We start from the raw sequence: 18,791 nt of genomic DNA, 5'->3' as shown, positions 1-18,791 counted from the left end.
GACGTCGTCCTCGTCCAGGAAAACGACGACGCAGGAGACCACAGCCCGATGACCTATCCGAAGGTCACCACCGACCCGACCGCCGGCCCCACGACCGACCAGGGTGCCGTCCCGAGCTCGCCGCGCTTCCCGCGGATCGAGGAGGGGGTCCTCGCCTACTGGGCCGAGGACGACACCTTCCGCGCCAGCGTCGAGCAGCGCGACCCCGGCGCCCAGGGCGAGAACGAGTTCGTCTTCTACGACGGCCCACCGTTCGCCAACGGCCTGCCCCACTACGGCCACCTGCTCACCGGCTACGTCAAGGACATCGTCCCGCGCTACCAGACGATGCGCGGCAAGCGCGTCGAGCGCCGCTTCGGCTGGGACACCCACGGCCTGCCTGCCGAGCTCGAGGCGATGCGGCTCAACGGCATCAAGACCACCGACGAGATCGTCGAGATGGGCATCGACAAGTTCAACGACGCCTGCCGCGCGTCGGTGCTCAAGTACACCGGCGAGTGGCGCGACTACGTCACCCGCCAGGCGCGCTGGGTCGACTTCGACAACGACTACAAGACCATGAACCCCGAGTTCATGGAGTCGGTGCTGTGGGCCTTCAAGAGCCTGTTCGACAAGGGCCTGGTCTACGAGGGCTTCCGGGTGCTGCCCTACTGCTGGAACGACGAGACGCCGCTGTCCAACCACGAGCTGCGGATGGACGACGACGTCTACCAGATGCGCCAGGACCCCGCCGTCACCGTGGGCTTCGCGATCACCACCCCCGGTGCCTTCGAGGGCGCCAAGCTGCTCATCTGGACGACGACCCCCTGGACCCTGCCCAGCAACCTCGCGGTGATGGTCGGCACCGACATCGACTACGTCGTGGTCGACCACGAGGGCGACCGGCTGGTCCTCGCCGAGGCCCGCCTCGCGGCGTACGCCCGCGAGCTCGGCGACGAGCCCACGATCACCTGGCGGGGCAAGGGATCCGACCTGCTCGGCCTCACCTACGCGCCGCCGTTCGCCTACTACGCCGACCACGCCAACGCCTTCCGCGTCGTGGCCGTCGACGAGGCGGTCACCACCACCGACGGCTCCGGCCTGGTCCACAGCGCCGGAGCCTTCGGCGAGGTCGACAAGGAGGTCACCGACCGCGAGGGCATCGAGCCGGTCATGCCGGTCGGCAAGGACGGCCGGTTCACCGCGCCCGTCGCCGAGTACGCCGGGATGCTGGTCTTCGACGCCAACCCGCACATCATCGACGACCTCAAGAGCGCCGGCGGTGCGGTCACCCCGGGCACGGTGCTGCTGCGCCGCGAGACCTACGACCACTCGTACCCGCACTGCTGGCGCTGCCGCGAGCCCCTGATCTACAAGGGCGTGAGCAGCTGGTTCGTCGAGGTCACCGCGATCAAGAAGCGGATGGCCGAGCTCAACACCGGGTTCGACGGGACGGGCATCCGGTGGGTGCCCGAGCACATCAAGGACGGCCAGTTCGGCAAGTGGGTCGACAACGCCCGCGACTGGTCGATCACCCGCAACCGGTTCTGGGGCTCGCCCGTCCCGGTGTGGCGGTCGGACGACCCGGCGTACCCCCGCATCGACGTCTACGGCTCCTTCGCGGAGATCGAGCGCGACTTCGGCCGGCTTCCGCGGGGCGCGCAGGGCCAGCCGGACCTGCACCGGCCGTGGGTCGACGACCTGACCCGGCCCAACCCGGACGACCCGACCGGGCAGTCGACGATGCGCCGCGTCGCCGACGTCCTCGACGTGTGGTTCGACTCGGGCTCGATGAGCTTCGGGCAGGTGCATTACCCGTTCGAGAACAAGGAGTGGTTCGAGAACCACTTCCCGGCGGACTTCATCGTCGAGTACATCGGCCAGACCCGCGGCTGGTTCTACACCCTGCACATCCTGGCCACGGCGCTCTTCGACAAGCCGGCGTTCTCGTCGTGCATCAGCCACGGCATCGTGCTCGGCTCCGACGGCAACAAGATGTCGAAGTCGCTGCGCAACTACCCCGACGTCTCCGAGGTCTTCGACCGCGACGGCGCCGACGCCATGCGCTGGTTCCTGATGGCCTCGCCGATCCTGCGCGGCGGCAACCTGGTCGTCACCGAGCAGGGCATCCGCGACGCCGTGCGTCAGGTGATGATCCCGCTGTGGAACACCTGGTACTTCTTCGCGCTCTACGCCAACGCGGAGCAGTACGACGCCGCCGGCTCGACCACGTCGAGCGACCCGCTCGACCGCTACCTGCTCGCCAAGACCCGGCAGTACGTCGAGAAGCTGACCGCCGAGATGGACGCCTACGCGATCGCCGACGCCTGCGAGACCACGCGCTCCTTCCTCGACGTGCTCACCAACTGGTACGTCCGCCGCTCCCGGGAGCGGTTCTGGGAGGGCAAGCCGGAGGCGTTCGAGACCCTCGCCGCCGTCCTCGACGTCGTGTGCCGTGTCGTCGCGCCGTTGCTGCCGCTGACCACCGAGGAGATCTGGCGGGGCCTGACCGGCGGCCGCTCGGTCCACCTGGCCGACTGGCCGGACGTGTCCGCGCTGCCGGCCGACGACTCCCTGGTCGCCGCCATGGACGAGGTGCGCGAGGTCTGCTCCACCACCTCGGCGCTGCGCAAGGCCGCCAAGCTGCGCAACCGGCTGCCGCTCGCCGGGCTCACCGTCGTGGTCGACGACCCGGCCGCGCTGCAGCCGTTCGCCGCGATCATCGCCGACGAGCTCAACGTCAAGGCCGTGCGCCCGCTCGCCGCCGACTCCGCGGAGGCCGCGGGCTTCGGCGTCGAGCAGAAGCTCTCGGTCAACGCCCGTGCCGCCGGCCCGCGCCTCGGCAAGGACGTGCAGGCCGCGATCAAGGGCTCGAAGGCGGGCGACTGGTCGGTGTCCGCCGACGGTGTCGTCACGGCCGGTGGGCTTGTGCTGGTCGAGGGGGAGTACACCCTCGAGACCCAGGTCGGCACCGGGGCCGCCGCGGCGGACGGCACCGTCACTTCACGGACGGCCATGCTGCCCGGAGGCGGCTTCGTCGTCCTCGACACGGTCGTCACGCCCGAGCTCGCCGAGGAGGGCCTGGCCCGCGACCTGGTCCGGGCCGTCCAGCAGGCGCGCCGGGACGCGGACTTCCAGGTCACCGACCGGATCGAGCTGGTCGTGGCAGGCGCGGCTCCGGTGCTCGCGGCGGCCCGCGCCCACGAGGCGCTGATCGCGGGGGAGACCCTGGCGACGTCGTACACGGTGGTGGAGGAGGCGCCCGCCGGCGCCACCGAGGTCGTCGTCGGCGACGGTGAGAAGGCGGCGATCGCGGTCGCGCTCGCCTGAGCCCCCTCGGATCCAGGCTGATTCCGGCAGCCCCGTGCGCACAGGCGGATAGGATGCGCGCGGGGGCCGTGGCCGGGGAGAGACCGTCGGCTGCGCGGCCGGGAGGAGAGGCGACAGTGCGGCGTGTCATCGGGCAGCCCGACGACGACCTGGTGCAGGCGTTCGGGGCGATCGCGGCCCTGGTGTACGCCGGCGCCTCCACGGACGAGGTGCATCAGGCGATCGTCGACGCCGCACCGGCGCTCGTGCCCGGCGTCGATCGCGCCAGCCTGGTGCTCCTGCGCCAGGGCAGCTTCGTCACCGTGGCGGCCACCGACCCGGTGGCACAGGCGGTCGACGAGGCAGAGGTGCGCCTGCGCGAGGGGCCGTGCGTCGACGCGATCCTCGACGACACGATGCATCTGGATCCCGACCTCGCGGTCAGCTCCGCCTGGCCCCGACTCACCCGGTTCGTGCTCAGCCGCACACCGGTGCGGGGCGGAGCAGGCGTGCGCATGATCGTGGACGAGCGCAAGGTGGGCGCCCTCAACCTGTGGAGCGACACCGCGGGACGTCTCGACGCCGCCTCCGCCGACCGGGCCATGGTGCTGGCGTCCTTCGCCTCGCTGGCGGTGGCGGCCGACCACCACCGGGAGCAGGCGGCGACGCTGCGCGAGGGGCTGCTCAGCAACCGGGAGATCGGCAAGGCGGTCGGACTGCTCATGGCCTTCCACAAGGTCGACGAGGAGCGGGCCTGGGAGCTCCTGCGCGAGAGCAGCCGTGATCTGAACGAGAAGGTGTCGGCGGTCGCGCGGAAGATCGTCGACTACCACAACTCGCCCTGGTAGTCCGCCCGTCGCGCCTCGGCGGACGTCCGGCTGGTTGACTGTCACCCGTGCCCGGCTCAACGACCCAGCTCGATCTCACCGCCGACGTCGTCGCCTTGACCCGCCGGCTGGTCGACATCGAGTCGGTCAGCCGCGAGGAGCGGGCGATCGCCGACGCGGTCGAGGCCGCGCTGCGGGCGCTGCCGCACCTGAGGGTGACCCGCCGGGGCCACACGATCGTCGCGCGCACCGACCTCGGCCGCCCCAGCCGCGTCGTGATCGCCGGACACCTCGACACGGTGCCGGTCAACGCCAACCTCCCGAGCCGGTACGACGAGCAGGCCGGCATCCTGCACGGCCTCGGCACCTGCGACATGAAGGGTGGCGACGCGGTCATCCTCAAGCTCGCGGCGAGCGTCGCCGAGCCGGTCCACGACGTCACCTACGTGCTCTACGAGGCCGAGGAGATCGAGTCGGCGTACAACGGCCTGCGGCTGCTGGGGGAGTCCGATCCAGACCTGCTCGAGGCCGACTTCGCGATCTTGATGGAGCCGTCGAACGCGGGTGTCGAGGCGGGCTGCCAGGGCACGCTGCGGGTGGAGGTCAGGACCACCGGCGAGCGCGCGCACTCCGCGCGCAGCTGGCGCGGGGTGAACGCCATCCACCGCGTCGCCGAGATCCTGACCCGGCTCGACGCCTATGAGGCGCGTCGGCCCGTGATCGACGGGCTGGAGTACCACGAGGGCCTCAACGCGGTCGGCATCAAGGGAGGCGTCGCGGGCAACGTGATCCCCGACGAGTGCGTGGTGACCGTCAACTTCCGCTTCGCGCCCGATCGCTCCGAGGCCGAGGCGCTCGCCTTCGTCGAGGACTTCTTCGCCGGCTTCGAGATCACTCTCACCGACACCGCACCCGGCGCGCTGCCGGGCCTGGAGCGGCCCGCCGCGAAGGCGTTCGTCGAGGCGGTCGGGGGTGAGGTGGCCCCGAAGTTCGGCTGGACCGACGTCGCCCGGTTCACCGTGCTCGGCGTGCCGGCCGTGAACTACGGCCCCGGTGACCCGATGCTGGCCCACAAGCAGGACGAGCACGTCGAGGTCGCCCAGATCGTGCGCTGCGAGCAGCAGCTGCGAGCGTGGCTCACCGACCAGACCCAGGAGGAGCACCGATGACCAGGCGCAGCGGCCCCGGACCCCGCCCCAGCGTGGGCCGTCCCGAGGGGTCGACCACCGACCAGCGGCTGCTCGACAACACCGGCGACGCGGACTGGGTCCACACCGACCCGTGGCGGGTGCTGAAGATCCAGGCCGAGTTCGTCGAGGGCTTCAACGACCTCGCCGAGGTGGGTCCGGCGATCTCCGTGTTCGGGTCCGCGCGGATCCAGGAGGCGCACCCGGCGTACGACATCGGGGTGCGGGTCGGCGCCGCCCTCGTGAAGGCCGGCTTCGCGGTCATCACCGGCGGCGGCCCGGGCGCGATGGAGGCCGCCAACCGGGGCGCGATGGAGGCCGGCGGCGAGAGCATCGGCCTCGGCATCGAGCTCCCGTGGGAGGCGAAGCTCAACGACTACGTCGGCTTCGGGCTCAACTTCCGGTACTTCTTCGTGCGCAAGATGATGTTCGTGAAGTACAGCCAGGGCTACGTCGTGCTGCCCGGCGGCCTCGGCACCCTCGACGAGCTCTTCGAGGCGATGACGCTCGCGCAGACCCTCAAGATCACCCAGTTCCCGATCGTGCTGATGGGCGTCGAGCACTGGCAGGGCCTGATCGACTGGATGCAGGGCTCGATGCTCGAGGACGCCCGCATCAAGCAGTCCGACCTCGACATGCTCACCCTCACCGACGACGTCGACGAGGCCGTGGCCCTGATGGTCGCGGCCCGCGACCAGCACGGCTGAGGCGCCGATGTCCCACCCGATGATGTGGGTGTTCGCCGTGCTCATCGTGCTCGCGATGGGCGGCGTCGCGCTGCTCGCCTCCGGGCGCGGGGAGCCGATGGCGCCGGCGTACGACGACCGGCCGGACGCGCTCGTGCCCGCCGCGGGCCCGGTGCGGGCCGACGACCTGCGCCGGGTGCGCTTCTCGCTCGCGCTGCGCGGCTACCGGATGGCCGAGGTCGACACGCTGCTCACCCGGCTGGCCGGCGAGCTGGAGGGCGACCGGCCGGCCGTCGTACCGGACCGGGGGCCGGCGCCGGCCGTCCTGGTGCGGGTGCTCGCCGAGAGGTGGGCCGCCGAGCATCCGGCGGGAGCCGACATCCTCGACTTCTCCGCCGAGAGCGTCGACCAGGTGGAGTCCTCGCTCGACCAGTGGTCGCGCCGCCCCGGACACGGCCCGGCGGTCGGCGAGGCCGACGTCTGGGCGGCCGGCGCCTATCTGGGCGAGGTCCTGGTGCGCGCGCTGCCCGGGGCGGCCTGGTCGAGCCGCGGCGGGTCGGACGGGCTTCTCGTCGTGGCGCTGCCATCGGGTCGGGTCGAGGACCCGATCGGCCGTGCCATGGCGCGCTTCGACGGCGACGAGCGCGACAGCGTCATCGACTTCGTGGACGCCGCGCTGGCCGCTGACGCCTGACTCGACTGCGCGGCTGGTGGGCCATGGGGAATAATGATGCTGCGCACAGTCGGTGGCACAGGGCTCCGGCGGCTCGCAGAGGTAGTGGAAGAGGGGTGCCGCATGGCGGCGATGAAGCCTCGGACCGGCGACGGTCCGCTCGAGGTCACCAAGGAGGGTCGCGGCATCGTGATGCGCGTCCCGCTCGAAGGTGGTGGCCGGCTCGTGGTCGAGCTCAACGCCGAGGAGGCTGCCGCGCTCGGTGACGCGCTGAAGAATGTCATCGGCTGACGCCCGCCACCCGGTGCTGCCGGGTCAGGTCTCACCTCCCGAGTTCGCCGCCAGCGAGCTGCTCCCCGGCGCCATCAAGGGCGTCGACGTCGTCGCGCTCCCGGTGCTGCCGGGCGACGACGGGAGCCTGCTGCTGGGCCCTGGTGCCGCGGAGCTGGCCGACGAGCTCGGCCTCGACCTGGTCGGCATCGCCGAGGTCCACGGCCTGACCGGGGCGAGCGCCGAGGTCGCCCTCGTCCCCGTGCCGGGCGGCACGGGGACCAACCCGGCGCTGCGCCTCGTGCTGCTGGTCGGGGTCGGTGCGGCGCGCCCGATCGACCTGCGTCGCGCGGGCGCCGCGATGGCCAGGGCCGCGCGTGACCGCGCCGCCGTCGTCACCTCGATCCCGGCCGTCGCCGAGGACACCTCACCCGACGACCCGGTCGCCCTCGAGGCCTTCGTGGCCGGCACCATGCTCGGCTCCTTCGTCTTCCACTGGCGCTCGACCGGCCCCGAGCACCAGCCCGTACGACGGGTGGTGCTCGCCGCCGCCGACACCGACCGCGCCGCCCTGGAGCGGGCCGTCGCCCTCGGCGGCGCCGGCTGGCGCTCCCGGCTGCTGGCGACCGTGCCGTCGAACCTGAAGAATCCCGCCTGGCTGGCCGCGCAGGCCGAGCAGATCGCCGCGGAGAGCGGGCTCGACGTACGGATCTGGGACGAGGACGAGCTCGCCCGCGACGGCTTCGGCGGCATCCTCGCCGTCGGCGCCGCCTCCGCGACCCCGCCCCGGCTGATCCGCCTCGACTACGCCCCGGCCGGCGTCTCCGCCCGCGCCGCCAAGAGGCTGCCGGTCGTCGTCCTGGTCGGCAAGGGCATCACCTTCGACTCCGGCGGGCTGTCCATCAAGCCCGGCGCGTCGATGAGCTCGATGAAGCGCGACATGACCGGCGGCGCCGTGGTCCTGGCGACCATGGCCGCGCTCGCCGACGTCGACTGCCCGGTCCGCGTCATCGGACTGGTCGCCGCCGCCGAGAACGCCATCTCCGGCAGCGCCCTGCGCCCCGGCGACGTGATCACCCACCACGGCGGTCGCACCACCGAGGTCGGCAACACCGACGCCGAGGGCCGCCTGGTCCTCGGCGACGCCTTGGCGTACGCCGTGGCCGAGCTCGCCCCGGCCGTCGTCGTCGACGTCGCCACCCTCACCGGCGCGGTCAAGGTCGCGCTCGGCCAGCAGGTCGGCGGCCTGTTCGCCAACGACGACACCCTCGCCGCCGCGCTGGACCGGGCCGGCGCGCGGGCCGGCGAGCCGCTGTGGCGCTTCCCGCTCTACCGCGGCTACGAGGACAAGCTGGCCTCCAAGGTCGCCGACGCCGCCAACGACCCGGGCGGGCCTGGTGCCATCACGGCCGCGCTGTTCCTGCAGCCGTTCGTCGGTGACGTGCCGTGGGCGCACCTCGACATCGCCTCGGTCGGCGACGTGGAGAAGGAGTGGCACGAGTGGACCGTCGGTCCGTCGGGCTTCGGCTCCCGGCTGCTGCTGTCCTGGCTCGGCTCGGCCGATCCGGTGGCCGGCATCGGCACGAGCTGAGAGGCTCGAGTCAGTCGCCGGACTCCGGGACCCACTCCTTCTTCGCGACCAGCAGGCCGTCGCCCACCGGCAGCAGCGCGGGCACGAGGCCCTCGGTCGCGGCCACCTGCTGCACGAGCTCGCGGATCGCGACCGTCTCGTCGTCGCGCTGGGCCGGGTCGGCGACCCGGTCGTGCCACAGCGCGTTGTCGAAGGCCACCACGCCGCCGGGGCGGAGCAGACGCAGCGCCTCGGCCAGGTAGGCGCCGTACTCCCGCTTGTCGCCGTCGGCGAACACGATGTCGTAGTGGCCGTCGGTGAGCCGGGGGAGGACGTCGAGCGCGGAGCCCGCGATGGTGCGCACCCGCTGGGGCGCGACGCCGGCGTCCTTGAACGACTCCTTGGCCAGCCGCTGGTGCTCGGCCTCGACGTCGACGGTGGTCAGCACGCCGTCGGGGCGCATGCCGCGCAGCAGCCAGACGCCGGAGACGCCGGTCCCGGTGCCGATCTCGACCACCGCACGGGCCTCGAGGGCGGCGGCGAGGAAGCGCAGCGTGGCTCCGGTGCCGGCGCCGATCGGGGTCACGCCGACCTCCTCGGCGCGGGTGCGTGCCGCGGCGAGGACGTCGTCCTCCCCGACGTAGGTGTCGGCGAAGGTCCAGCTGGTCGCGTTGATCGGTGTCGGAGCCACGGACTCACCCTAGAGCGTGCGGGCCCCGGGACCGTGGACCGTCGCCGGGAACACCCGCTGGTCGCCGATCGTTGGTGCCGATGATGGGGAGTTCACAGGGAACGCTCAGTTCCCACCCCTACGGTGAGAGGAGCCAGGACACCTTGGCGCTGATCCAGCGGAGGAAGGCCACCATGAAGGAGCCCGCCGATCCCCACCCCCAGCCCGCCGGGCCGGGACCGTCCGACCTGGACTGGGGGACCATCGTCGAGGAGCACTCCGACCGTGTCTACCGGCTCGCCTTGCGACTGACCGGCAACCGTCACGACGCCGAGGACCTCACCCAGGAGGTCTTCGTGCGTGTCTTCCGCTCACTGCACACCTACACCCCCGGCACGTTCGAAGGCTGGCTGCACCGGATCACCACCAATCTGTTCCTCGACCAGGCCCGCCGTCGGCAGCGGATCCGCTTCGACGCCCTGTCCGACGAGCGTGCCGCCCGCCTCGCGAGCGCCTCGCCCGCCCCCGACCTGGCATACGCCGAGCAGACCTTCGACGACGACGTGGCCGCCGCGCTGGCGTCCCTGCCCCCGGACTTCCGCGCCGCCGTCGTGCTGTGCGACATCGAGGGCCTCAGCTACGAGGAGATCGCCGAGATCCTCGGTGCCAAGCTCGGTACGGTCCGCTCTCGGATCCACCGCGGCCGCGCCCTGCTGCGCACCGCCCTGGCCCACCGTGCCCCCGCCGCGGGTCGCACCCGGTACGCCGGACCCGCGCCCCTGCTCTCCGAGGGAGCCGTGAGGTGATCGGCCACCTCGGCAACCGGGTGAGCGCGCTCCTCGACGGACAGCTCTCGGCGCGGGAGGCCGAGGAGGCATGGGCGCATGTCTACGCCTGCCACGCCTGCCGTGACCTGGTCGAGCGCGAGGGCTGGGTGAAGACCCGGCTGGCCGGGCTCTGCGGCGCCGAGCGCGGCGCTCCCTCCGGCCTCAAGGGCTCGCTGCTCAGCATGCCGCCCGGGGACGCGCTCCTCGGGCCCGAGCCGCACGCTCCTCACCGTCGTACCACGGGCGCGGTGATGATCGGCGGCAGCGCGATCGGTGCCGCGATGCTCGGGGTGCTGGCGCTGGGCTTCGCGCCGGGGTCCGCGCCGCCCGCCGACCGCCGCCCGCCGGCCTCGCAGATCAACACGACGGTCCCGTCGCCGACCGGCACCTCCGGGACGTCGCGGACGCCGGTCCGGGGCCCCTTCGTCCCGGTGCCGCTGCGCCGGATGCTGCCCTGACCGTCCCCGCGTCCCTGCGGCGGCCGGGTGTGGGGCGATCGGACATGATGGTCCCGTGACCGACGCGCACGATCCCGACCACGAGCCCACCGAGCCGCTCGCGCCCCTGGCGCCGCTCGACGTGCCGTCGTCCGAGCCTGCTCCCGAGCCGCACCCCCAGTGGGCGCCGCCCGGGCCCGGCGCCGCCCCGCTGCCCGATCCGGCCCCCGAGCCGACCACGCCGCTGCCGGGCCTGGTCCCGTCGCTGCCGCCGCCCCCGCCGGCGCCCGACCTGACCGTGCGGATGCCCGCGCCGCCTGCCGAGCGGAGCGCCGCGCGGCCGGTCGGCTGGGTGCTTCCCGTGGTCGCTGCGATCGCGCTGGTCGTCGGCCTCGGCGGCGGCCTGCTCGGAGCGCTCGCCTACGACAAGATCTCCGACGACTCGCCGGGCGGACCCGCCTACTCCGGCGACGGTCTCGCCGGCGTCGACCTCGCGCAGGACCCGCCGCTGGCCGCGCCCGGATCGGTCGCCGACGTCGCCCAGGCGGTGCTGCCCAGCACGGTCCAGATCATCGCCGAGTACGGCGGCGAGGCCGCCGGTGCCACCGGCTCCGGCTGGGTGATGGACGGCGACGGCCACATCGTCACCAACAACCACGTCGTCGCCGAGGCGGCCAAGGACAACGGCCCGATCGTCGTGGTCGACCACGACCGCAACCGGTACGACGCCGAGGTGGTCGGCCGCAGCCCGATCTACGACCTGGCCGTGCTGTACGTCAAGAAGCACGACAACCTCACGCCGGCCAAGCTGGGCCACGCCGCCAAGCTCCAGGTGGGGGAGCCGGTCGTCGCCATCGGCTCGCCGCTCAACCTGCCCGACACCGTCACCTCCGGCATCGTCAGCTACCTCCACCGCCCGGTCACCACCGGCTCCTCGGCCGAGGACTCGTCGTGGATCGACGCGATCCAGACCGACGCCGCGATCAACCCCGGCAACTCCGGCGGCCCGCTGGTCAACCAGAAGGGCGAGGTGATCGGCGTCAACTCCGCCATCGCGACCGCCGGCGGCGGCTCGGTCGACTCCGAGGCCGGCAACATCGGCGTCGGCTTCGCGATCCCCGTCGAGCAGGTCCGGGTCACCGCCGACCAGATCCTCAAGACCGGCAAGGCCCAGTACCCCGTCATCGGCGCCAAGGTGAAGACCGGCGGCGTGACGAGCGGCGAGGGCGCCGAGCTCGACGAGATCATCGCCGACAGCCCGGCGGAGAAGGCCGGTCTGCGCCGCGGTGACGTGATCACCCACGTCAACGGCAGCCGGGTCGCCGACGGCACCGCGCTGATCGTCGCCATCCGGACCTACCAGCCCGGCCAGACCATCGAGTTCACCATCACCCGTGGCTCGAACGAGAGGAAGGTCGAGGTCACTCTCGACGGCGAGGAAGGATAGTCACTCGACCTCGGACTCGACGAAGGGGTGCTCGGCGACGTACTGCTCGGTCTGCCGGTACTGCTGGGCGATGTAGTCCTCGAGTCGACTGGCCTCCACCCGCCACTGCCCACGCCCGCCGATCTTGATCGCGGGCAGCTCGCCGCGGCGGACCAGGGCGTAGACCTGCGCGCTCGAGGTGTTGAGCACCTCGGCGACGTCGGCGAGCGTCAGGAAGCGCGGGCTGCCGGGCTGGCCGGGTTGGCCGGTCGGGCCGGGACGGTCGGGCATGGCCCCATCGTCGCATCCGGTCCCGACCTGCGCAGCCAGGGCCACGGCGAGCCTGTGGACGGGCAGGTGACGTCAGGCCGTCCGCCCTGCATGATGACCTGATGTCCAGAGATCTCGGGAACTCGACGGGCGCGCCCGTCCCTCCTGCCGCCCGACGGGTGGCCCGGCCGGCGTGGCGTGACCCACGGCTGTGGCTCGGCGTGCTGCTCGTCACCGGCTCGGTCGTCCTCGGTGCGCGACTTCTCGCGGCCGCCGACGACACCGTGACGGTGTGGGCGATGAGCGGCGAGCGGGGCGCCGGCTCGCCGGTCGGGTCCGGCGACCTCGTCGTTCAGCGGGTGCGCTTCGCCGACGGCGCGACGCTGGGCCGCTACTTCGCCGCCGACGAGCCGGTCCCCGACGACCTGGTGCTGGTGCGCACGGTCGGCGACGGCGAGCTGCTGGCCCGCTCCGCCGTCGGCCCGGCCGACGCGGCGGAGGTGCTGCGGGTCCCGCTCGAGGTCGACCCCAACCGGGTGCCCCCGGACGTGGCCACGGGCTCGGTGATCGACGTGTGGCTGACCGACGGCACCCGCGACGGCGAGGACGGGAGGGCCGACGGGCCGGCCCTGAGCGGGGTCACGGTGGTGGCCGCGCCGGCGTACGACGACAGCTTCGCCGTCACCGGCTCGCGCCAGCTGGTCGTCGCGGTCGACGACGACCGGGCGGCGGACTTCGAGCAGCTCCTCGGTGCCCTGCAGGACCCGGTCATCCGGGTCCTGCAGCGGTCGTGAGGCGCGCATGGCCGGCGTGACGGTCGTCTTGTTGGTCTCCTCGGGCGCCGCCTGGGAGTCCCGCGCGCTGACGACGCTCACCGAGCATCCCGGGACGGTCCTGCTCAAGCGGTGCGTCGACGTCGCCGACCTGCTCGCCGCCGCCCACACCGGTCAGGCCGACGTCGCGGTGGTCGCCGCCGACCTGCCCGGCCTCGACCAGGGCGTCGTCGAGGACCTGCGCCAGCACGGCGTCCGGGTGGTCGGCGTGGCCGCCGACCCCGCTGCCGTCCAGCCGCGCGCCGCCCGGATCGGCGTCGTCGCGGTCCTCGCCGCCGACCGGGTCGCCGAGCTGGCCGACCTGGTGACCGCGCCGGCCGATCCCACCCGCCCCGCCCCGTCGTACGACGTGCTGCCGGTCCTCGACGACCCCGCGCCCCGGCCGCTCGACGGTCCGGCGGGCCGGGTGCTGGCGGTCTGGGGCGCAGGGGGAGCGCCTGGCCGCACCACCGTGGCGAGCGGCCTCGCGGGCGAGCTGGCGCGCCGCGGACTGAGCACCCTGCTCGTCGACGCCGACCCCCACGGCGGCGCCGTCGCCCAGCAGCTCGGCGTCCTCGACGAGGTCTCTGGGCTGCTCTCGGCGGCGCGCCTGGTCGCGGCCGGCACGTTGGACGAGCGGTTCGCGACCGTGCAGCGCCGGCTGTCGGACCGGCTGCGGCTGCTGACCGGGCTCCCGCGCCCCGACCGCTGGGTCGAGCTGCGCCCCGGCACCCTCACCGCGATCGTCGAGCGGGCCCGTCGCGACGGCCAGGTGGTCCTCGACACCGGCTTCAGCCTGGAGCCCGATGTCGGCGAGGTGAGCGGCCGCCCCGAGCGCAACGGGCTCACCCGCGAGGCCGTCGAGGTGGCCGACGAGATCGTTCTGGTCGGCTCCGCCGACCCGGTCGGCCTGGCCCGGCTGGCCCGCTCGCTCACCGAGCTCCACGGGTACCTCCCCGACCCGCGGGTGCGCGTGGTCGTCAACCGGATGCGTCCGACTCTCGGCTGGCGCGAGGCCGACGTGATCACCATGCTCGCCGGCTTCGGCCCCCACCTCGACGTCCGCTTCCTGCCCGACGACCAGGCTGCCGTCGACCGGGCGCTGGTCGCCGGCCGGCTGCTCGTGGAGGCCGGCGAGTCCGCGCTGACCCGCGGGATCGCGCGGCTGCTCGACGCGATGGCGGGGGCTTCGACATGACGGTCGTAATCAGTTGTCCTCGTCCATGAAGACGGCCCTCTCGGTCCCGGTTCTACGCGACGGCCGCGGCCCGTGGGCCAGGTTCGACCGCCTCATGGCCGAGGCGGACGGGGGACTCCGCAGCGTCCTCGCGCTCGAGGCGCTCAGGAGCTGAACAGCAGGAACAGCCCGCCCGCGGTGAACCCGACCATCACGATCAGCAGCGGCAGCTGCCCGGTGATCTGGTCCCGCTTGGGCAGCAGGCTCAGCGCCCGGTCGTGGGCGGCGATCGCGGCGACCACGTGGCCGACCACGACGGCCAGCACCTTGATCGTGGCCAGGACCTCGGGGTGGTAGGAGAACCAGTACGACGGCTCCACCGCCGCCGTACCGAGGATGTCCCACCCCTTGCCCAGCGGGTCGCTGGCGCGGGCGAGGGTCTGCGTGCCGACGTCGATGAACAGGGTCAGGTAGTGCGCGAGGATGTAGCCGAGGACGATCGGGACGATCGAGTGGGCGTAGTGGCGCGGCAGTCGGCGGCGCGGGACCTCGGCGCGCGAGGGCGTCAGCGCGCAGGCGATGCCGAACAGCGCCCCGGCGGTCAGGCAGAACACGACGAGCGCGACGTTGTCGAGCAGGAACTTGCTGACCGAGGCGTTCTGGTACGTCCTGATCCAGAACGACGACTCGGCGAACGAGTCGAAGGCGGTGCTGCCGAAGAGCACGGCGACCACGCCGACCAGGCCGGGCGTGGGCGGGATGGTCGCGAGGTTGGCGAGCGGGCTGCGCAGCACCAGACGGCCTGGGGGCACCCGAGCCCAAGGGGAGAGCTTCGCGATGAGCGAGGAGTAGACCTCGAACGGGTCGGCGCTCTCGTAGAAGCGGTTGCCGAAGACGGCGCCGCCGATGAGCATCGCGCCGACGTAGATCGCGCACCACAGCCGGACCGTGCCGAGCTCGGTGGGGTGGGTGGAGGCCAGCTCCAGCCAGACGAAGGCGAACAGGCCCAGCGCCGCCGGCCAGTGCCCGAGCCGCTCGGGGTAGCGGACCAGGCCCTCGTCGGGGTCGCTGCCGGCGAGCTTGGCGATGCAGGCGTTGATGGTGCGCACCGGGCTGATCGCCCGCCACACCGGGCCGAACAGGGCCGAGGCGAAGACGAGTCCGACCCACCACCACACGTAGAAGATGCCGAAGAACGGGTTGGTCAGGGTGTCGTGGCCGAAGACCGCGGCGAATACCGTGTAGAGGGCGACCACCAGGCCGACCAGGCGCAGCGCCAGCGTGAACCCGGTGGTGCCGGTGACCCGGTCCAGCCAGGCGGGCGCGGGACGGCCGGGGTGTGCGCCGGCGTCGTACCGCGGGCGGCGCCAGGCCACGACCAGGACGGTGAACGAGACCACCAGCGCGGCGACGGCGCCGGACACGGCGAGCTCGAGGGAGATCGGCAGGTCGGCCTGGCCGCCGATGCCGTGGGCTTCGACGGTGCCGGTGAGCGGGGTCATCGGACTTCGAGCTGGACGATGATCTGAGGCGGGTCGTGCGACTCCACCTCGATCACGCCGGGCCGGTCGATCGTGATCGGGAAGGTCGTGGTCCCGGCGTCGTAGGCGAACTCCTGCTCCGGGTCGGAGTGCATGTGCAGCGAGCCGGCGGTGTCGGCGGTCACGACCAGGTCGATCGGCTGGCCCGTGGAGACCTTGACCCGGTCGCCCTTGGGGGTGATCTCGCCGTCCTTGACGGTGATGTCGACGACGACCTTCTCCTGGGAGCCGGTCTTCTCGTCGGATCCGCATGCGGTCACGGTGCCGAGCAGCACGATCCCGGCGAGCGCCGCACCCAGCAGCCGCTGCATGGTTCCTCCTGTCGCAAGAACACCCGCGGACGAATCCACGGATGGTCGATGTCGTCTGCCAGAATCTCATGTGATCCCAAGACGACCGGATGGGGCCGGTCGCCGGTGTCCTGGGGATCCGACCGGAGAGGGTGGGAGCCACGTGGTTGACCGGGTGCGCCCGCGGGACCTGACATTCCTCGAGCAGGAGTCGCCGGAGACGCCGCAGCACAACGCGACCATCGAGATCTTCGATCCCGGTGAGGGACCCGACGCGCTCGACCATGCCCGCCTCGTCGGACTGATCCGCGACCGGATCGCGTTCGTGCCGCGCTACCGGCAGCGGCTGCAGGCGGTTCCCGGTCACCTCGCCAACCCGGTGTGGGTCGACGACGAGAAGTTCGACCTCGGCTTCCACGTACGACGCTCCGCCCTGCCGCGGCCCGGCACCTCCGCCCAGCTGCTCGAGCTGGTGTCGCGGATCGTGTCCCGCCCGCTGGACCGCAGCCGGCCGCTGTGGGAGATCTACTTCGTCGAGGGCCTCGACGGCGGCCGGGTCGCGCTGCTTTCCAAGACCCACCAGGCGTTGGTCGACGGTGTCCACACCGTCGACCTGGGCCAGCTGCTGCTCGACCTCCAGCCGGAGGCACGCGCGCTCGAGCCCGACGACTGGCAGCCGCGCCGCTCGCCTAACCCGGCCAACCTGCTGGCCACCGCCGTCCGCGACAACCTCACCGACCCCGGCGAGCTGCTCGACACCGTCCGCACCGGCTCCCGTGCCCTGGCCCGCACCGCCGACCGGCGCAGTGAGCGCGCCCGCTCCTTCCTCGCCGCCGCGACCGGCCGCCGGCCCAAGACCCGCGGCGTCATCAACGGCCCGCTGTCCCAGCAGCGGCGGATCGTGACGGTGGCGACCCGGCTCGCCGACTACCGCCGGATCCGCGAGGCCCACGGCGGCACCGTCAACGACGTCATCCTCGCCACCGTCACCGGTGCCCTCCGCGCCTGGCTGATGACCCGCTCGGAGTCGATGGGCGGGCTGCGCCAGGTGCGCGCCGTCGTCCCCGTCTCGGTCATCGACGAGGAGCTCGAGGCGACCTCGCTCGGCACCCAGATCGCCGCCCACTTCGTCGACCTGCCGATCGGCGAGCCGAGCCCGGTGGTCCGGCTGCACCAGGTGTCCTACTCCTTTCAGGCCCACAAGGACACCGGTCGCAGCGTCGCCGCCAACCGGCTCACCGGGATCGCCGGCTTCGCGCCGACCACCTTCCACGCCATCGGCTCGCGGGTCGCCTCCGTCGAGCTGCGCCGCGGCTACCAGCTCTCGGTCACCAACGTGCCCGGCCCGCAGGCCCCGCTCCACGCCGCCGGCGCCCGGATGCTCGCCAGCTACCCCGTCCCGCCGCTCACGCCCGGCCACCCGCTCGCGATCGGCGTGACGTCGTACGACGGCGGGGTCTACTACGGCATCACCGCCGACCGCGACTGGATTCCCGACGCCGAGGTGCTGGGCGCGTGCGTGCGCGAGGCGCTCGACGAGCTGATCGACCTGTCCTCGGCCACGCGGCAGCGCGCGCCCCGCGGGCGTCGTACGACGAAGGCCGCGGCCAAGGGGTCCGCGAAGGACGAGGAAGACTGAGTGGGATCATGGGCCCCGTGATCCCGCTGCACCTCGGTGCCCTGCACCCCGTCGAGCAGATCGCCACGATCGTGCTCGCGTTCGGGCCGTTCGTGGTGCTGGGGATCGTGATCGCGGTCCGTCGCCGCGCGGAGGGCGACGAGGACGTCGACGAGGCGGCGGAGCACGAGCACAACGACTAGCTCGCGAGCCACTCCTTGCCGGTGCGCTCCTCGGCGCGCAGCGCGCTGCCGAGCAGCTTGGCGAGCAGCTCCTCGATCTTGCCGGCGACGAGCGGGATCTTCACCTTGATCTCGAGCGCGACGGTCTCCTTGGTGACCCCGTCCGCTTCGACCAGGGTGGCGGTGCCGGTGATCTCGCCGGGCTTGCCGGGGATGGCGACGGTGACGGTGGCCGTCAGTGGGCCGGACCAGGTCTCGGTCTGCACGATCGTGGTGGTCTCGCCGATGAACTTCTTGGCGAACGCCGGCACCTTGTCGGTGGGCTGCTCCATCTCGATCCGCACGGCCTTCGCGTCGACGTCGCCCTCGATCTCGACGCTGTACGACGTCGCGCGCTGGTTGCGGCACACGGTCTCGCGGAACACCGGGTCGCTCAGCATGGCCGCGACCTCGATCGCGGGCGCGTCGTAGCTCATCTCGTGTACCAGTCGGGTCGCCATCTCAGCGCTCTCCCTTCAGCCAGGCCACGCCCACCGCATGCTCGGTGGTGAGGCCCGCGTCGATGTTGTCGGCCATCAGTCTCTCCAGCTTGCCGGCGATCAGGGGGACCTTGACGACGACGTCGAGCTCGTGGACGCACGTCGTGCCGGTGCCGGCCGCGGCGAGCCGGATCGTGCCCGTGGCCCGGGTGGGCTTGCCGGGGGCGGTGATCTCGATCGTGCCCGACGAGGGGTCGGTCCACGACTCGCGGATCACGGCCTGGGTGGTGTCGCCGGCGATCTTCTTGGCGATCGCGGGCAGCCCGGCGGTGTTCTGCACCTGGTCGCTGACCAGGGTGAAGCCGGCGCCGGCCGGAGTGAGGGTGACGTCGATGGACACGACGTCCTGGGCGGCGCCGACCCGCTCCCGGAAGGCGGGATCCGCGAGCATCGCGAACACCTCCTCCGGCGGGGCGTCGTACGCGAGCTCTCGGCTGTATCGCATGCGAGACATCATGTCGCACGGCCCGGTTGTGAGGCGTGAGGAGGAGGTCCTAGTGT

General features: G+C 72.6%; 20 protein-coding genes. 14 read left to right on the top strand and 6 right to left on the bottom strand.

The genetic code is table 11. The features are described from left to right. Nucleotides 1-48: 48 nt before the first annotated feature. From ileS to ACUP6Y_RS15790, 7 genes are all read left to right on the top strand, one after another. The gene (gene ileS, locus ACUP6Y_RS15820) at nucleotides 49-3,309 is read left to right on the top strand and encodes an isoleucine--tRNA ligase (RefSeq protein WP_462551713.1); all 3,261 of its coding nucleotides are present in this window, start codon (nucleotides 49-51) and stop codon (nucleotides 3,307-3,309) included. A gap of 116 nt (nucleotides 3,310-3,425) precedes the next feature. After that, nucleotides 3,426-4,136 carry a GAF and ANTAR domain-containing protein gene (locus ACUP6Y_RS15815; protein WP_462551712.1) on the top strand — a complete coding sequence of 237 codons (711 nt, stop codon included), beginning with the start codon at nucleotides 3,426-3,428 and terminating at the stop codon, nucleotides 4,134-4,136. Between the two features lie 47 nt (nucleotides 4,137-4,183). Next, nucleotides 4,184-5,284, top strand: coding sequence for a succinyl-diaminopimelate desuccinylase (dapE, locus tag ACUP6Y_RS15810; protein WP_462551711.1), 1,101 nt, complete (start codon nucleotides 4,184-4,186; stop codon nucleotides 5,282-5,284). Continuing rightward, complete coding sequence (locus ACUP6Y_RS15805) at nucleotides 5,281-6,009, top strand: LOG family protein (RefSeq protein ID WP_462551710.1); 729 nt, start codon at nucleotides 5,281-5,283, stop codon at nucleotides 6,007-6,009. The genes dapE and ACUP6Y_RS15805 overlap by 4 nt, the downstream gene beginning before the upstream one ends. Before the next feature lie 7 nt (nucleotides 6,010-6,016). Further along, complete coding sequence (locus ACUP6Y_RS15800) at nucleotides 6,017-6,682, top strand: DivIVA domain-containing protein (RefSeq protein ID WP_462551709.1); 666 nt, start codon at nucleotides 6,017-6,019, stop codon at nucleotides 6,680-6,682. A gap of 102 nt (nucleotides 6,683-6,784) precedes the next feature. Beyond that, nucleotides 6,785-6,952 (top strand): DUF3117 domain-containing protein, encoded by a 168-nt coding sequence (locus tag ACUP6Y_RS15795; RefSeq protein WP_181410991.1) that lies wholly within the window; start codon nucleotides 6,785-6,787, stop codon nucleotides 6,950-6,952. After that, nucleotides 6,939-8,522, top strand: coding sequence for a leucyl aminopeptidase family protein (locus ACUP6Y_RS15790; protein ID WP_462551708.1), 1,584 nt, complete (start codon nucleotides 6,939-6,941; stop codon nucleotides 8,520-8,522). The genes ACUP6Y_RS15795 and ACUP6Y_RS15790 overlap by 14 nt, the downstream gene beginning before the upstream one ends. Nucleotides 8,523-8,532: 10 nt before the next feature. On the opposite strand, the gene ACUP6Y_RS15785 is transcribed toward ACUP6Y_RS15790, so the two are convergent. Then, nucleotides 8,533-9,192: an O-methyltransferase gene (locus tag ACUP6Y_RS15785; RefSeq protein ID WP_462551707.1), complete on the bottom strand. Its 660-nt coding sequence runs from the start codon at nucleotides 9,190-9,192 to the stop codon at nucleotides 8,533-8,535. 173 nt (nucleotides 9,193-9,365) lie between these two features. Between ACUP6Y_RS15785 and sigE the strand changes: the two genes are divergently transcribed. The 3 genes from sigE to ACUP6Y_RS15770 are packed head-to-tail and all read left to right on the top strand — an operon-like array spanning nucleotide 9,366 to nucleotide 11,882. Beyond that, entirely contained in the window at nucleotides 9,366-9,977 is a 612-nt protein-coding gene (sigE, locus tag ACUP6Y_RS15780; RefSeq protein ID WP_462551706.1) for an RNA polymerase sigma factor SigE, read from the top strand. Continuing rightward, entirely contained in the window at nucleotides 9,974-10,456 is a 483-nt protein-coding gene (locus ACUP6Y_RS15775) for an anti-sigma factor family protein (RefSeq protein ID WP_462551705.1), read from the top strand. Before sigE ends, ACUP6Y_RS15775 begins: the two co-directional genes overlap by 4 nt. 55 nt (nucleotides 10,457-10,511) lie before the next feature. Next, nucleotides 10,512-11,882 (top strand): S1C family serine protease, encoded by a 1,371-nt coding sequence (locus ACUP6Y_RS15770; RefSeq protein WP_462551704.1) that lies wholly within the window; start codon nucleotides 10,512-10,514, stop codon nucleotides 11,880-11,882. Here the strand turns inward: ACUP6Y_RS15770 and ACUP6Y_RS15765 are convergent, their stop codons facing one another. Beyond that, the gene (locus tag ACUP6Y_RS15765; RefSeq protein ID WP_462551703.1) at nucleotides 11,883-12,152 is read right to left on the bottom strand and encodes a helix-turn-helix domain-containing protein; all 270 of its coding nucleotides are present in this window, start codon (nucleotides 12,150-12,152) and stop codon (nucleotides 11,883-11,885) included. 101 nt (nucleotides 12,153-12,253) lie between these two features. On the opposite strand from ACUP6Y_RS15765, the gene ACUP6Y_RS15760 reads away from it, so the two are divergent. Together ACUP6Y_RS15760 and ACUP6Y_RS15755 are read left to right on the top strand one after the other, a co-directional pair. Next, the gene (locus ACUP6Y_RS15760; protein ID WP_462551702.1) at nucleotides 12,254-12,925 is read left to right on the top strand and encodes a hypothetical protein; all 672 of its coding nucleotides are present in this window, start codon (nucleotides 12,254-12,256) and stop codon (nucleotides 12,923-12,925) included. 7 nt (nucleotides 12,926-12,932) lie between these two features. Beyond that, nucleotides 12,933-14,141 carry an AAA family ATPase gene (locus ACUP6Y_RS15755; RefSeq protein ID WP_462551701.1) on the top strand — a complete coding sequence of 403 codons (1,209 nt, stop codon included), beginning with the start codon at nucleotides 12,933-12,935 and terminating at the stop codon, nucleotides 14,139-14,141. A 143-nt stretch (nucleotides 14,142-14,284) separates the two neighbouring features. Here ACUP6Y_RS15755 and ACUP6Y_RS15750 read toward each other — a convergent pair whose 3' ends face one another. Together ACUP6Y_RS15750 and ACUP6Y_RS15745 are read right to left on the bottom strand one after the other, a co-directional pair. After that, nucleotides 14,285-15,622, bottom strand: a complete 1,338-nt coding sequence (locus ACUP6Y_RS15750; RefSeq protein WP_462551700.1) for a hypothetical protein — start codon at nucleotides 15,620-15,622, stop codon at nucleotides 14,285-14,287. Continuing rightward, nucleotides 15,619-15,972 (bottom strand): hypothetical protein, encoded by a 354-nt coding sequence (locus ACUP6Y_RS15745; RefSeq protein ID WP_462551699.1) that lies wholly within the window; start codon nucleotides 15,970-15,972, stop codon nucleotides 15,619-15,621. The genes ACUP6Y_RS15750 and ACUP6Y_RS15745 overlap by 4 nt, the downstream gene beginning before the upstream one ends. 142 nt (nucleotides 15,973-16,114) lie before the next feature. Here ACUP6Y_RS15745 and ACUP6Y_RS15740 point away from each other — a divergent pair, with 142 nt between their 5' ends. Then, nucleotides 16,115-17,590: a wax ester/triacylglycerol synthase family O-acyltransferase gene (locus ACUP6Y_RS15740; protein ID WP_462551698.1), complete on the top strand. Its 1,476-nt coding sequence runs from the start codon at nucleotides 16,115-16,117 to the stop codon at nucleotides 17,588-17,590. 8 nt (nucleotides 17,591-17,598) lie between these two features. Next, complete coding sequence (locus ACUP6Y_RS15735) at nucleotides 17,599-17,772, top strand: hypothetical protein (RefSeq protein ID WP_462551697.1); 174 nt, start codon at nucleotides 17,599-17,601, stop codon at nucleotides 17,770-17,772. On the opposite strand, the gene ACUP6Y_RS15730 is transcribed toward ACUP6Y_RS15735, so the two are convergent. Next, the gene (locus ACUP6Y_RS15730; RefSeq protein WP_462551696.1) at nucleotides 17,769-18,251 is read right to left on the bottom strand and encodes a DUF2505 domain-containing protein; all 483 of its coding nucleotides are present in this window, start codon (nucleotides 18,249-18,251) and stop codon (nucleotides 17,769-17,771) included. The genes ACUP6Y_RS15735 and ACUP6Y_RS15730 overlap by 4 nt on opposite strands. Nucleotide 18,252: 1 nt before the next feature. Continuing rightward, on the bottom strand, nucleotides 18,253-18,735 hold the full coding sequence (locus ACUP6Y_RS15725; RefSeq protein WP_462551695.1) for a DUF2505 domain-containing protein: 483 nt from the start codon (nucleotides 18,733-18,735) through the stop codon (nucleotides 18,253-18,255). Between the last annotated feature and the right edge of the window lie 56 nt (nucleotides 18,736-18,791).

The sequence above is a fragment of the Nocardioides sp. S5-5 genome, assembly GCF_054954065.1.
Note: the sequence above shows the minus strand (reverse complement) of the source record. Positions and strands in the feature narration are given on the sequence as shown.

Excerpts from the sequence above, each read along its gene's own strand:
- ACUP6Y_RS15755 (WP_462551701.1), top strand. The coding sequence starts at position 12,933 with ATGGCCGGCGTGACGGTCGTCTTGTTGGTCTCCTCGGGCGCCGCCTGG.
- ACUP6Y_RS15800 (WP_462551709.1), top strand. The coding sequence starts at position 6,017 with ATGTCCCACCCGATGATGTGGGTGTTCGCCGTGCTCATCGTGCTCGCG.
- ACUP6Y_RS15730 (WP_462551696.1), bottom strand. The coding sequence starts at position 18,251 with ATGGCGACCCGACTGGTACACGAGATGAGCTACGACGCGCCCGCGATC.
- ACUP6Y_RS15745 (WP_462551699.1), bottom strand. The coding sequence starts at position 15,972 with ATGCAGCGGCTGCTGGGTGCGGCGCTCGCCGGGATCGTGCTGCTCGGC.
- ACUP6Y_RS15750 (WP_462551700.1), bottom strand. The coding sequence starts at position 15,622 with ATGACCCCGCTCACCGGCACCGTCGAAGCCCACGGCATCGGCGGCCAG.
- ACUP6Y_RS15760 (WP_462551702.1), top strand. The coding sequence starts at position 12,254 with ATGTCCAGAGATCTCGGGAACTCGACGGGCGCGCCCGTCCCTCCTGCC.
- ACUP6Y_RS15735 (WP_462551697.1), top strand. The coding sequence starts at position 17,599 with ATGGGCCCCGTGATCCCGCTGCACCTCGGTGCCCTGCACCCCGTCGAG.
- ACUP6Y_RS15725 (WP_462551695.1), bottom strand. The coding sequence starts at position 18,735 with ATGCGATACAGCCGAGAGCTCGCGTACGACGCCCCGCCGGAGGAGGTG.
- ACUP6Y_RS15795 (WP_181410991.1), top strand. The coding sequence starts at position 6,785 with ATGGCGGCGATGAAGCCTCGGACCGGCGACGGTCCGCTCGAGGTCACC.
- ACUP6Y_RS15765 (WP_462551703.1), bottom strand. The coding sequence starts at position 12,152 with ATGCCCGACCGTCCCGGCCCGACCGGCCAACCCGGCCAGCCCGGCAGC.
- ACUP6Y_RS15790 (WP_462551708.1), top strand. The coding sequence starts at position 6,939 with ATGTCATCGGCTGACGCCCGCCACCCGGTGCTGCCGGGTCAGGTCTCA.
- ACUP6Y_RS15805 (WP_462551710.1), top strand. The coding sequence starts at position 5,281 with ATGACCAGGCGCAGCGGCCCCGGACCCCGCCCCAGCGTGGGCCGTCCC.
- sigE (WP_462551706.1), top strand. The coding sequence starts at position 9,366 with ATGAAGGAGCCCGCCGATCCCCACCCCCAGCCCGCCGGGCCGGGACCG.
- ileS (WP_462551713.1), top strand. The coding sequence starts at position 49 with ATGACCTATCCGAAGGTCACCACCGACCCGACCGCCGGCCCCACGACC.